The organism is Pseudomonas bharatica (assembly GCF_048586865.1).
In the GTDB taxonomy this organism is placed as follows: domain Bacteria; phylum Pseudomonadota; class Gammaproteobacteria; order Pseudomonadales; family Pseudomonadaceae; genus Aquipseudomonas; species Aquipseudomonas bharatica.
The window spans coordinates 351439-363255 of sequence record NZ_JBMAWR010000003.1; the positions used below are offsets into that span (position 1 = coordinate 351439).

The 11817-nt window shown below is 65.9% G+C and carries 10 protein-coding genes and 2 pseudogenes; 5 read left to right on the forward strand and 7 right to left on the reverse strand.

The window, feature by feature from the left end; all coding sequences use genetic code 11:
- Positions 1-24: 24 nt before the first annotated feature.
- The 4 genes from ACKLLE_RS06525 to ACKLLE_RS06540 all read right to left on the reverse strand — a co-directional run bounded on the left by ACKLLE_RS06525 (position 25) and on the right by ACKLLE_RS06540 (position 5347).
- Positions 25-1047 (reverse strand): XdhC family protein, encoded by a 1023-nt coding sequence (locus ACKLLE_RS06525; RefSeq protein WP_420057298.1) that lies wholly within the window; start codon positions 1045-1047, stop codon positions 25-27.
- Positions 1048-1333: 286 nt separating this feature from the next.
- Complete coding sequence (locus tag ACKLLE_RS06530; protein ID WP_420057299.1) at positions 1334-2647, reverse strand: c-type cytochrome; 1314 nt, start codon at positions 2645-2647, stop codon at positions 1334-1336.
- A gap of 10 nt (positions 2648-2657) precedes the next feature.
- The gene (locus ACKLLE_RS06535; protein ID WP_420057300.1) at positions 2658-4889 is read right to left on the reverse strand and encodes a xanthine dehydrogenase family protein molybdopterin-binding subunit; all 2232 of its coding nucleotides are present in this window, start codon (positions 4887-4889) and stop codon (positions 2658-2660) included.
- Positions 4889-5347 carry a (2Fe-2S)-binding protein gene (locus tag ACKLLE_RS06540; RefSeq protein ID WP_420057301.1) on the reverse strand — a complete coding sequence of 153 codons (459 nt, stop codon included), beginning with the start codon at positions 5345-5347 and terminating at the stop codon, positions 4889-4891. Before ACKLLE_RS06540 ends, ACKLLE_RS06535 begins: the two co-directional genes overlap by 1 nt.
- Before the next feature lie 301 nt (positions 5348-5648).
- Between ACKLLE_RS06540 and ACKLLE_RS06545 the strand changes: the two genes are divergently transcribed.
- The 5 genes and pseudogenes from ACKLLE_RS06545 (at position 5649) to ACKLLE_RS06565 (ending at position 9338) form a co-directional block, all read left to right on the forward strand.
- Positions 5649-6536 carry a hypothetical protein gene (locus ACKLLE_RS06545; RefSeq protein WP_420057302.1) on the forward strand — a complete coding sequence of 296 codons (888 nt, stop codon included), beginning with the start codon at positions 5649-5651 and terminating at the stop codon, positions 6534-6536.
- On the forward strand, positions 6487-7542 hold the full coding sequence (locus ACKLLE_RS06550) for a GGDEF domain-containing protein (RefSeq protein ID WP_420057304.1): 1056 nt from the start codon (positions 6487-6489) through the stop codon (positions 7540-7542). The genes ACKLLE_RS06545 and ACKLLE_RS06550 overlap by 50 nt, the downstream gene beginning before the upstream one ends.
- 396 nt (positions 7543-7938) lie before the next feature.
- Positions 7939-8262: pseudogene (locus ACKLLE_RS06555) on the forward strand (PAS domain-containing protein); the annotation flags it as partial.
- A 126-nt stretch (positions 8263-8388) separates the two neighbouring features.
- A pseudogene (locus tag ACKLLE_RS06560) lies at positions 8389-8820 on the forward strand (methyl-accepting chemotaxis protein); the annotation flags it as partial.
- Between the two features lie 95 nt (positions 8821-8915).
- The gene (locus ACKLLE_RS06565; RefSeq protein ID WP_420057306.1) at positions 8916-9338 is read left to right on the forward strand and encodes a hypothetical protein; all 423 of its coding nucleotides are present in this window, start codon (positions 8916-8918) and stop codon (positions 9336-9338) included.
- Positions 9339-9347: 9 nt separating this feature from the next.
- On the opposite strand, the gene ACKLLE_RS06570 is transcribed toward ACKLLE_RS06565, so the two are convergent.
- The 3 genes from ACKLLE_RS06570 to ACKLLE_RS06580 are packed head-to-tail and all read right to left on the reverse strand — an operon-like array spanning position 9348 to position 11709.
- Positions 9348-10238, reverse strand: a complete 891-nt coding sequence (locus ACKLLE_RS06570) for a LysR family transcriptional regulator (RefSeq protein WP_420057308.1) — start codon at positions 10236-10238, stop codon at positions 9348-9350.
- A complete protein-coding gene (locus ACKLLE_RS06575) occupies positions 10238-11146 on the reverse strand; it encodes a LysR family transcriptional regulator (RefSeq protein WP_420057309.1) in 909 nt (302 codons plus the stop codon). The genes ACKLLE_RS06570 and ACKLLE_RS06575 overlap by 1 nt, the downstream gene beginning before the upstream one ends.
- A gap of 5 nt (positions 11147-11151) precedes the next feature.
- On the reverse strand, positions 11152-11709 hold the full coding sequence (locus tag ACKLLE_RS06580; RefSeq protein WP_420057310.1) for a GNAT family N-acetyltransferase: 558 nt from the start codon (positions 11707-11709) through the stop codon (positions 11152-11154).
- Positions 11710-11817: the final 108 nt, after the last annotated feature.

The window sequence follows — 11817 nt, forward strand, 5'->3', positions numbered from 1 at the left end:
CTTGCGCAGGGGGCGCGAGACTCGCTAGACCACCTGCATCAGTTGCTCCCGCGCCTGCTTGGCCTGGACCACCGACAGCTCCTTCGGCAACACCACGGCATTCTTCTGCGCCAGCACCTCGGCCATTACGCTCACGGCGATCTCCGCCGGGGTCTTGCTGCCGATGTAGATGCCGATCGGGCCGTGCAGCCGTTTCAGCGACGCCTGGGTTTCGCCGAAATGCTCGATCAGGCGTTTGCGCCGGCTCTGGCTGTTGCGCCGCGAGCCGATCGCGCCGATATAGAACGCCGGGCTGTGCAGCGCTTCGAGCAATGCCAGGTCGTCGAGTTTGGGGTCGTGGCTGAGGGCGATGATGCAGGTGCGCACGTCCGGGGCGAAGGCGCGAACGATGTCGTCGGGCATGCCGACCAGCTTCTCGACCCCGTCCAGGCTCCAGGCTTCCATGTATTCCGGGCGCGGATCGCAGACGCTGACCTTGAAGCCGTTGAAGCGGGCCATGGTCGCCAGGTACTCGGCCAGGGCGCCGGCTCCGATGAGCAGCATGCGGTAGCCGGGGCCGAGGGTGTTGAGCATGCGCTGGCCATCGAAGGCGAACTGTTCGGGGACCAGGGTGGTGTGCAGTGACACCTCACCGCTGGCGAGCTCGAGGCTGCGGCGCACCAACCGGCCGTTGTCGAGATGCTGGAGAAGCTGGCCGAGGCTGTCGGCACAGGGGGCGAATTCGAGGACGATTTCCAGGGTGCCGCCACAGGGCAGGCCAAAGCGGTGGGCCTCGTCTGCGTCGATGCCGTAGCGCACCAGTCGCGGCAACCCGTCAGGAAGGCCGGGGCCCTCGTAGGCGGTGGTATAGCGGTGGATCAGGTCGTCTTCGATACAGCCTCCGGACACGCTGCCAACAACCCGGCCATCGCCGCGCAGGGCCATCATCGAGCCGACCGGGCGCGGTGATGAGCCCCAGGTGCGCACCACTGTGGCCAGCAGGGTGCGGTGGCCCGAGGTGAGCCAGTCGTGGGCGGTGCGCAGGACCAGGAGGTCGATGCTTTCCATGGGTGTGGTCCTCTGTGGTTGTTACGGGGGTTGGACCGCTGCAGCAGGCCAGGCGTGCGATCGGGTATTTCCGGGCTTGTCGGAATCCGTAGAAGCCCGCCCAGCCGTTCAGGCAGCGCTGTCGCGCAGAGAACCGTTCCAAAGCACCACGCGTACTCTGTGGGAGCGGGTTCACCCGCGATGGCGGTAGTGAATTCACCATCGTAATCGCGGGTGAACCCGCTCCCACAGGGTCTCTGCAAATCAAAGAGTTGTGTTTTGTTCAGGAGCCCTGGAGGTCCCGGGATCAGCGCATGCGCAGTACGATCGGGCTGGCACTCGCCGGGTCGGTGCGCTCACGCAACGTCCCAACATCCTTGACCTCGACCGCCCCCCCACGATTCCCCCATTGTGTCCTGACAAAACTCAGCACCTCGGCAATCTCCCGATCCGAGAGCTGCTCCCTGAACGCCGGCATCCGATACGCATCCGGCACCCCGGCCGTCACCACCCGCTGCGCGCCGTTCAAGGTGATGTTGATGCTGGAGGCATTTTCCGCTGCCATGGACGACGAAGCCCCCGCCAGCGGCGGCATCCATTCGTTCTGCCCACGCCCGTCGGCGCCATGGCAGGAGGCGCAGCGCGTGGCGTAAGTATGCGCACCTGGCGCGTCAGCCACGGCTTGCTGGTACTGCCACGGTGGCCCGTCGCGCTGCGGATCACCCGGTAGCGACTTCAGGTAGCGGGCGATCGCGGCCAGGTCCTCGTCGGTCATGAACTGCGTGGAGTTGTTGAACGCCTCGGTCATCGAGCCGAACACCACCGCATGCTGGTTGCGCCCGGTCTTGAGGAACTGCACGATCTGCGCCTCGCTCCAGCGCCCCAGCCCGGTATTCGGATCGTCGCGCAGGCTCGGGGCGTACCAGCCATCGAGCAGGGCGCCGGAGAGGTACGCCGGCTTGCTGCCGTCCAGGGCCTTTTCATTGAAGGCCAGCCCGCGCGGTGTGTGGCAACTGCCGCAGTGGCCCGGGCCTTCGACGATATAGGCGCCGCGGTTCCACAGCGCATCCTTGGCCGGGTTGTCGATATGCGGTGCGGAGGCACTGAACAGGCCATTCCACATGGCTATCGGCCAGCGCATGTTCAGCGGCCAGGGTATCTCGCCAGGCTTGTTGGCTTCGGCGACCGGGGCGACGCCCTTGCTGAAGAAGGCATAGAGCGCCCGCACATCCTCGTCGCTGAGCCTGGCATAGGACGGGTAGGGCATTGCCGGGTAGAGCCGGGCACCATCGCGCCGTACGCCGTGGCGCACCGCGCGGTCGAAGTCGGCCAGGCTGTAGGCGCCAATGCCGTGCTCGGGGTCCGGCGTGATGTTGGTGGCATGGATGGCCCCCAGCGGCGTGTCCATCTTCAGCCCGCCGGCAAAGGGCCGGCCCTCCGGCAGGCTATGGCAGGCCACGCAATCGGCCAGGCGGGCGACATATTCGCCGCGTCGGACCAGTTGTTCGTCCGGCGCACCGCTCGCCTGCGCCGTGAAGGGCGAGGCGGGCGTGCGGGTGACGTACCAGCCCAGCGCCGCGGCGCCCAGCACGACCAGCAGTGCCAGTGGTTTTGCATTCATCGGCGGCCCCTTAGCTGAAGGTGTAGCGCGACAGCGGCATGCTGCGGATGCGCTGCCCGGTCAGATGGGCCACGGCATTGGCCACCGCCGGGGCCGTGGCCGGCAAGGGTGGCTCGCCGATGCCGCCCATTTTTTCGCCGCTTTCGACGATCTTCACCTGCACCCGCGGCATGCGCGCCGGCGGCAGGATCGGATACAGGTCGTAGTTGCGCGCCCGTGGCTTGCCGTCGATATACACGGCTTCCTCCACCAGCGCCTGGGACAGCCCCAGGGCCACGGCGCCATTGACCTGGGCGTCGATGATGGCCGGGTTGACGATGCTGCCGGGGTCGATGGCCTGCCAGATCTCGTGGACCTTGACCTGGCCATTTTCAATGGACACTTCGGCGATCACCGCCGCGTGCGAGCCGAATGGCGAAGCCATGGCCACGCCGCGGGCACGCCGGGTGCCGTCCTCGGCCACCCAGGGCCCGCGTTTCCAGCCACCGGACAGCTCGCCCACGGAATTGAGCAGGGTGGTCAGGCGCGGGTTGTCGCGCAGCAGTTTCAGGCGCAGCTCGAAGGGATCGTGCTTGCCCTGGTCGGCCAGTTCGTCGAGGAAGGCTTCGTAGAAGAAGTCGTTCAGCGAATTGCCCACCGAGCGCCAGTAGCCCAGCATCGCCGGCCCCTGCACATAGTTCTGGGCGATGCGCCGGTTGGGGATGGCGTAGGCCTTGCCAGCCAGGCCTTCGACCGCCGTGGCATCGACCTTTTCCGCTTGCTTGCCGGCCAGGGCCTCGGTCGGGCCTTCGGTGGCGCTGACCGCTTCCAGGGCCACGGGCAGGCCATCCTGGTCCAGCGCGGCACGGAACCTGACCACGGCCATGGGCCGCAGGACATCGCGCAGGAATTCTTCCTCGCGGCTCCAGATCAGCTTGATCGGGCGTCCGGTGGCCTTGGCCAGCTCGATGGCCTGGGGGTAGGGGTTGGCGCTGTCGTAGAGGAAGTGGCGACCGAAAAAGCCACCGAGCAGCGGCGAGTGCAGGGTGATCTTTTCCGGATCCAGGCCGGTGCGTTTGGCGATATCGGCGCGGAACATGTCCGGCGCCTGGTTCGGTAGCCAGACCTCGAGGGTGCCGTCCGGGTTGAAGCGGGCGGTGGCCGAGGCTGGTTCGAGCTGGGCGTGGTTGAGGTACTGGTTGTGGTAGGTGGCTTCGACCCTGGTACTGGCGTTATTCCAGGCGCTGGCGAAATCGCCTTCCTGCTCCGCTTCGCGGCCTGGGCCGGTTTCGCCGGCCAGGCGCTGGCGATGGCCGTCGCTGGAGAAGTCGGCGGGCATGGCGCGCACCCTGGAGTCGGCAGCGGCTTCCTGCCATTCCACCTGCAAGGCTTCGGCGGCGCGCCTGGCGTGCCACCAGCGCTCGGCCACCACCGCCATGGCCCCGGGCAGGCGATGGATCGAGTGCACGCCCTGCATGGCCTTGACCTGCTCTTCGTTGCGCACGCTGGCCACTGTCATGCCCAGGCGCGGCGCGTGCTGCACCGCGGCGTGAAGCATGCCGTCCACCTTGATGTCGATGCTGTACACGGCCTTGCCGGTGGACTTGTCGTAGGCATCCACGCGCTGCACCGGCTTGCCGATCCAGCGGAACTGGCTGGGGTCGCGCAATTGCACGCTGTTGGCGTCCGGTACCGGCAGGTCCATGGCCCGCTCGGCCAGTTCGCCGTAGTCCAGGGTACGGCCGGAAGCAGCGTGGATGACCCGGCCAGGCTCGGTGGTCAATTCACTGACCGGCACCTTCAGGCGCTCGCTGGCCGCCTGCAGCAACATGGCCCGGGCCAGGGCGCCAAGCTTGCGCATGGTCGGGTAGCTGGTGCGCACCGACATGCTGCCACCGGTAATCCGCCTGCCGTTGTCCATCACCACGAAATCCGGACCGGCAGGCGCTGCTTCCACCAGGAAACGGGCGGGATCGATATCCAGTTCCTCGCCAACGATCTGCGCCATGGCGGTGTAGATGCCCTGGCCGCCTTCCATGAACGAGCAGAGCAGGCGCACGCGGCCATCGGGACGGATTTCCAGCAGCGCCGGGACCTTGATCGGCGACGCCGCGGCGGCGTCGGCCGCTTCGACGCGGCCGATGCCCAGGGGCAGGCCGCAGCCCAGCACCAGGGCGCCGGCAGCGACCCCGGCACTGGCCAGCAGGAAGCGTCGGCGCGAAAGGTTGACCGGCTCGCCGAGGGGCAACTGTTCTCTGTTCATCAGGCAGCCCCTTCGTTGCTGGCGACGTCGTGGACGGCGGCGCGGATGGCGTTGTAGGTGCCGCAACGGCACAGGTTGACCATGGCCGCTTCGATCTCGCGGTCGTCGGGGTGGGCGTTGTGCTTGAGCAGGGCGGTCGCGGCCATCACCTGGCCGGACTGGCAATAGCCGCATTGGGCGACCTGGTGCTTGACCCAGGCCTCGACCACGCGCTTGCCGACCGCGTCGGCCTCCACCGCTTCGATGGTGGTAATCTCGCGACCAACCACGCCGGCCACCGGGGTCACGCAGGAGCGCACCACATTGTCGTCCACCAGCACCGAGCAGGCGCCGCATTGGGCCAGGCCGCAGCCGTACTTGGTCCCGGTCAGGCCGAGGTCGTCGCGCAGCACCCAGAGCAGGGGCGTGTCCGCGTCGGCGTCGACCTGGTAGGTCTGTTGATTGATTCGCAGGTCCATGAGCTCACCAGTCTTTTTTGGTTATCTGATCGGGCTTGTTGTAAACCGCAGCACGCAGGGCAGTGCAAGCCCGTCGGGAAACGCTAGCACAGGGATCCATGCAGGATGGTCGGAACGTTTCGCTAGGTGCTAGCGACAGGATTGATAAATCGGTAAACGTGCCGATGTGTACCAGATCGCCGTATTTACGCGTGCTGAAACATTTTTGGGGTGATCCGACTGCCATCATCGAACTCCCTATAATCAGCTCCGCCAGGTAATGGCCATATGACGCTATTTTTCCGGGGTAACCTGAAATTCGATGAAGCGAGCCGAACTGCTGGATTGTCTGCAACACACCATCGGCGACTTCTACAAAGCTGAAATAGACGAAGCCATATCCCTTCACCTGGACCTGATGCTCGACTTCTACCAACGCAAGCCGTTCTTCTATAAAAGCCTGATGAAATACGACCGCCTGATGGTAGTCCTGTCACTGTTCGCCTTTCATTACCAGGATCCACTGACGCCACTGTCCCGGGTCAAGGAGTTCTGCCTGGAGCGCGGTTACCTGTCGCGCAACAGCCTGGACTCGTATTTTTCGTTCTTCTTCATCAGCGGCTACTTGCACGTCAGCGTGCATCCCGAGGATGCCCGGCTGCGGATCTATCGCCCGACCCAATCGGCCATCGACGAGGCGGCCAGGATCATCAAGACCTACCTGCTGCCCGGTTGCCTGCTGGTGCCCGGCACCGGCGCTACGGCCACCGCGGTGGAGCCGGCCGTCCTGCTGCGCCGCTTCTTTACCGGCCTGGTGCAGTTTCTCGAGGCAGGCATCCTGCTTGACAGCCTGTTGCCAGGGGCCAAGTGGATCATGAACAAGGATGGCGGGCACCTGCCGATGCTCGCCCTGTACCTGGATGCCCTGCGGCACCGCTCGGTCAATGGCGGCTACAAGGTCTCGACCTATGCCGAGCTGTCGTCGCGCCTCTACGTGTCACGCACCCATGTCATGCGCCTGGTGCGCGAAGGCGAGGCGAAAGGCTATTTCCGCTGCTGCGGTAATACGGTGGAAATGCGACCGATGTTCGCCGAACTGGTCAGGCACACCATGGCGATCAATTTCGCGGTCGCGCGGGTCAGTATGGAGCTGGGGTCGGATGTCAAGGAAAGCAAAGTGTTCAAGCCAGGCGCTGGATGTGCCGGTTAGCCAGGCGCAGCGTATCCGCCTGCTGCTGTGCGAGGGGGTGATCGCCGCGCAGATGCTGGTGCTGGTCAGTTGGCTGTTGATTCACGTGGTGCTGTACGAGCGGGCAACCAGTGTCGCCGCCTGGGGAACGTGGCTGTTATCGGCAGCACTGGCCCTGTTGCAGACCTATGCGCAGTCGGACCGGATCTGGCGTTTTTCCGGGCTGGCCTTCGTGCTGGTGGTGATGGTCGGGTTCAAGCTGCTGTTTACCGAATACCCGCTGCTGCACCAGCGGTTTTCCTTGCCTTTGACGGTGCTCGCGGTGGTTGGTGCATCGCTGCTGATTCGCGGGTCGTGGGATTACCTGGTGATCGCGGTGCTGACCTGGGGGTTGATCCAGCCCTATGTGAATGGCGAAAGCGACGATCGGTATTTCCTCGGCCTGTTCGTGGTGTTTTCCATCAGCCTGGGCTGGATCAACGGCCGCACCTACATCCGTGCGCTGGAAAACACCCTGGACATCGAGCGGTACTACCGAAACCTGTCGGAGACCGACCACCTCACCGCGCTGTACAACCGCCGGGCGCTGATGGAGCGCCTGGAAACCTTCGTCGCGACCAGGGCAGGCGGCTTCTTCATGATGATCGATGTCGATGACTTCAAGAGTATCAATGACCGCTTCGGCCATGGTATCGGCGATGAAGTCCTGCGGGTGCTGGCCGAGTGCCTGAAGGCAATGGCCGTGGGCCATTGCGTTGGACGGCTGGGCGGCGAGGAGTTCGGCGTCATCCTCGACACCTGCGATGCGCGCAAGGCGTGCGCCCTGGCGCAGCAGATGCTGGACGCGGTGCGCGGGTGTCGCAAGGCACCGGTGCCCTTCACCTTCAGCGCCGGGCTGGCGCCCTTCGCCCCGGGCCAGGATATTTCCGAGATTCTCATCCATGCCGATCGCAACCTGTACAAGGCCAAGCGCACCGGCAAGGACCGGGTGCATCCGGGCACCCAGGACAGCCATGCCCGTCAGTAAATGGAGTCAGCCATGTTCAACCGTCGTTGCACGCAGGCCTTGAGGGCTTGCCAGCAGGAGTTGCAAGCACTTCAAGGATCGTTCGCCTGTCTTGAGCAGGGATTGGCCAGTGTCGCTCTGGACGAGCGCGGGCAGATCAGCGCCGTCAGCCAGACCTTTGCCGATGCCCTGGGGCACCCCTCGGCGCAGTTGCTGGGCATGAAGCCTGGCGAGTTGCTGGAACCTGGCACCGAGGGCGCGGTCAAGCCGCAGACCCTCACCCAGTGGCGCTGCCGCGGCGCCCAGGGACGCTCGGTGATGCTGGGCCTGTATTGGCTGTGCGATGGCAACGGCTGCTGCCGCGGCTACGGTACGGCATGGCCGGTGCCGAGTCGCCGGGAGCGTGATGAGCTGGAAATGTTCCATGCGCTGGACCGCTCCACGGCAATCATCCAGTTCAATCTCGAAGGCGTAGTGATGGATGCCAACGAGCCCTTCCTGCAGGCCATGGGCTACGGCCTGACGGCAATCCTGGGCAAGCACCATCGGATGTTTTGCCGCGCCGAGGATGCCGCCTCGCTGGAGTACACCGAGTTCTGGCGGGCGCTCAAGCGTGGCGAGTTCATCGCCGGACGTTTCCAGCGCGTGGACAGCCGTGGCCAGCCCGTCTGGCTGGAGGCCACCTACAACCCGATCAAGGACGCCGCTGGCAAGGTCTACAAGGTGGCCAAGTTCGCCAACCTGGTGACGGCGCAGGTAGAAAAGGCCGACCTGGTGAAGCAGGCCGCCGGCCTGGCTTTCGATGTCGCCCAGGTTACCGACCAGTGCGCCCGTCGCGGCATGGACGTGGTGGGCGAGGCGGCCACGGCGATGCGCGACATCGCCGGGCAGATGCAGGCGCTGACCGACAGCATGGAAGCCTTGGAAAACCAGTCGCGCCTGATCGGTTCGATCGTCGAAACCATCGGTGCGATCGCCACCCAGACCAACCTGCTGGCCCTCAACGCGGCGATCGAGGCGGCCCGCGCAGGCGGGCAGGGCAGGGGCTTCGCGGTGGTAGCCGATGAAGTGCGCCGGCTGGCGGCACGCACAACCGAGGCGACCGCGGAGATCTTCGAGGTGGTCAAGCAGAACCGCGCCCTGACCGATGCCGCGACCCGCGGCATTGAATCCAGCCGCGCCCATACCGGCCAGGTCGAGGCGCTGGCCGAACAGGCCGGCAGCACCATGCTGGAGATCCAGCAGGGCGCGCGCCAGGTGGTCGAGGGTATCGGGCGGGTGGTACACGACCTGGGGTGAGCCCGGGTCATGTCCATTTCTGGGGAGAACGTGGCGCCGGCTGTCGGCCTGTTAGCCTGACCTGACTTCAACAGCGATCCGCAAGTGGAGGCAACATGGCTGATTTGGCAGTGCGGGTGGCAGGCGCCCCCGTGATCACCGACAAGACCACGGTTCGGGTGCAGCTCGGCATGAAAGCGCCGGACAAGGAGGCCTCCGCCGCCGAGGCCAAGGCGCCAAACGATGCCATGGGCAGCCTGCTGGCGGTGGAGCAGGGCAAGGAAAACCAGCAGGACCTCATGCGGCGTACCCGCGAAATGATCCAGGAAGCGCAGAAGCGCCTGCAGCAGGAGCAGCAGAAACTCGAGCGCCTGGCTGCCGAGGCGGCGCAGGATCCCGCGGCCCAGGCTGCGCTCTCGGCCCAGCGCACCAGCGTCTCGGCAGCCAATGCGCAGTTGCTCGCCCTGCACGCGCAGTTGATCCAGCTGATGAGCCAGTCCTCGGGGGTTTCGCTGGGTCGGGTCGATACCACCGCCTGAGCCTGGCGTTCAGTCCAGGCGCAGTTCGTCGATCACCAGGTGCATCGCCCGGGACACTTCACGCTGGTTCGAGTAGTACAGGTGAAACCCGGGAAACTCCCGCCACCATTCCTGCAACACGGGCGCCAGCCGGCCGCCATCGAGGTGCGGCCGGGCCATGTCCTCGGGCACATAGGCCAGGCCATGGCCGTCCAGTGCGGCATTCAGCACCTGGTAGATGCCGTTGAACACCAGGCGACCGTTGACCCGTACATTCATCTCCCGCTCGCCGCGCTTCAGTTCCCAGGCATACAGGTTGCCCAGGGTCGGCAAGCGCAGGTTGATGCAGTCGTGGTTCATCAGTTCGTCCGGGCTCAGGGCCAGCCCGCGCTCGGCCAGGTAGTGCGGCGAGGCGACGATGGCCAGGCGAATGTCCGGACCGATCCTCACTGCCTGGATATCCCTGGCCAGGCTGTCGCCCAGGCGCACGCCGAAGTCATAGCGGCCCTGGACGATATCGGTAAAGGCGTAGTCGGAGTGCATTTCCACCTGCAGGCGTGGATAGCGGCGCAGCAGCGGTGCCAGTTTCGGCCAGAGCAGGCTGTCGATCGCGTGGTCGCTGGCGGTGAAGCGCAGGACGCCACCGGGGCTGTCGCCCAGCTCGCTGACCGCACGCAGCTCCTCGGCGATGCTCGCCAGGCGCGGGCCGACGGCCTCCAGCAGGCGCTCGCCGGCTTCGGTCAGGGACACGCTGCGGGTGGTGCGGGTGAGCAGGCGGATGTCCAGGCGTTTTTCCATCTCGCGGATGGTGTAGCTGAGCATCGACTGCGACATGCCCAGTTGCGCTGCCGCGCGGGTGAAATTGCGCTCGCGGGCCACGGCCAGCAGGGCCAGCAATTCGCTGTAGCGTTCGCGGGGCATCAGTCCGGCTCCAGGCGTAGGGCGGCGATCAGCAGGCTCATGGCACCGGAGGGCTGGCGCCGGCTCGGGTAGTACAGGTGCAGGCCGGGCCAGGTCGGGCACCAGTCTTCCAGCAGTCGCAGCAGATGACCGGAGCGCAGCCAGGGATCGGCCATTTCTTCCGGGACATAGGCCAGGCCAAGGCCGGCGACGGCCGCCTCGACGCAGTCGGTGGCGCGGTTGAAGGTGAGCTGGCCATCGACCCGTACCGACAGCGGCTTGCCGTCGCGCTCGAATTCCCAGGCCCACAGGTTGCCATGGGTGGACAGTCGGATATTGATGCAGTTGTGCCGGCTCAGGTCCCGCGGATGCTCGAGGGCGGGGTGACGGGCAAGGTAGGCCTTGGTTGCGACCAGGGCGAAGCGCAGGTCGGGGGCGATGCGCACGGCGATCATGTCCTGGGCCAGCGACTCGCCCAGGCGCACGCCAGCGTCGAAGCGCCCGGCGGCAATGTCCACCAGGGCGTTGTCCACCGAGATCTCCACCTTGATTCCCGGGTACTGGGGCAGGAAGCGCTTGAGCTTGGCCATCAGCACCGTTTGCACGGCGTGATCCGAGGCGGTGATGCGGATTGAACCGGTCGGAGTATCGCGCAGCTCATCAAGGGCGCGCAGCTCGGCGTCGATCTGCGCCATCTGCGGCGCGACCTGCTGCAGCAGGCGCTCGCCGGCTTCGGTCGGCACCACGCTGCGCGAATTGCGCGACAGCAGGCGCACGCCCAGGCGCGCCTCGAGGTTGCGTATGCCATGGCTGACGGCAGTCTGCGACAGGCCCAGGCGTGCGGCGGCCTTGGTGAAACTGCGTTCTTCGGCCACGGCGAAGAACAACGGCAGGCCGGCGAAGGCATCGCGCAGATGGCGGTGCTCCATCCTGCTCAGCGCCCGCGACGCCGCGACACTACGGCCTCGATATTCTTGCGGCCGATCAGCTTCGGCTGCTCCGGTTCGCCCAGCCACTTGTACATCACCAGGCAATCGACCAGGCCCAGGCGCGCATGGCGGTAGGCCTTGGGCAGGCGCCCCACGGTGTCGAAGCCGAGTTTGGTCCAGAGCGCGACGGCGGCTTCGTTGCTCGCCACCACCGAATTGAACTGCAGGGCAAGAAAGCCCGAGGCACGGGCCAGTTGCTGGGAGTGTTCGCACATCTGACGCGCCACACCGCGGCCGCGGGCGGCCTCGCTGACCATGTAGCCGCAGTTGCCGACATGGCTGCCGGGGCCGGCCGCGTTGGCCTTGAGGTAATAGGCACCGAGCAGTTCGCCGTGTTCTTCGGCAACCAGGGTGTGCAGGGGCAGTTCCAGCCAGAGATGGCGCGCCTGCTCCAGGGTCATGGCCGGATCGTAGGCGTAGGTTTCCCGGGCCGCGACGATGGCCTGGAAGGTGGGCCAGAAACGGTCGAAATCGGCGGCGGTCATCGGGCGGATCTGCAGCATGCGGGGGCCTTGGCTGGGGGAAGGGGAAGTCGGCATTCTAGGGGATTCGACGCTGCGCCGTCGAAAGCACGACGCGTACCCTGTGGGAGCGGGTTCACCCGCGATTGC

Bases quoted from the DNA above. Each gene is read 5' to 3' on its own strand.
- ACKLLE_RS06580 (WP_420057310.1), bottom strand. From the start codon at position 11,709: ATGCTGCAGATCCGCCCGATGACCGCCGCCGATTTCGACCGTTTCTGG.
- ACKLLE_RS06545 (WP_420057302.1), top strand. From the start codon at position 5,649: ATGAAGCGAGCCGAACTGCTGGATTGTCTGCAACACACCATCGGCGAC.
- ACKLLE_RS06575 (WP_420057309.1), bottom strand. From the start codon at position 11,146: ATGGAGCACCGCCATCTGCGCGATGCCTTCGCCGGCCTGCCGTTGTTC.
- ACKLLE_RS06535 (WP_420057300.1), bottom strand. From the start codon at position 4,889: ATGAACAGAGAACAGTTGCCCCTCGGCGAGCCGGTCAACCTTTCGCGC.
- ACKLLE_RS06570 (WP_420057308.1), bottom strand. From the start codon at position 10,238: ATGCCCCGCGAACGCTACAGCGAATTGCTGGCCCTGCTGGCCGTGGCC.
- ACKLLE_RS06525 (WP_420057298.1), bottom strand. From the start codon at position 1,047: ATGGAAAGCATCGACCTCCTGGTCCTGCGCACCGCCCACGACTGGCTC.
- ACKLLE_RS06530 (WP_420057299.1), bottom strand. From the start codon at position 2,647: ATGAATGCAAAACCACTGGCACTGCTGGTCGTGCTGGGCGCCGCGGCG.
- ACKLLE_RS06565 (WP_420057306.1), top strand. From the start codon at position 8,916: ATGGCTGATTTGGCAGTGCGGGTGGCAGGCGCCCCCGTGATCACCGAC.
- ACKLLE_RS06550 (WP_420057304.1), top strand. From the start codon at position 6,487: ATGTCAAGGAAAGCAAAGTGTTCAAGCCAGGCGCTGGATGTGCCGGTT.
- ACKLLE_RS06540 (WP_420057301.1), bottom strand. From the start codon at position 5,347: ATGGACCTGCGAATCAATCAACAGACCTACCAGGTCGACGCCGACGCG.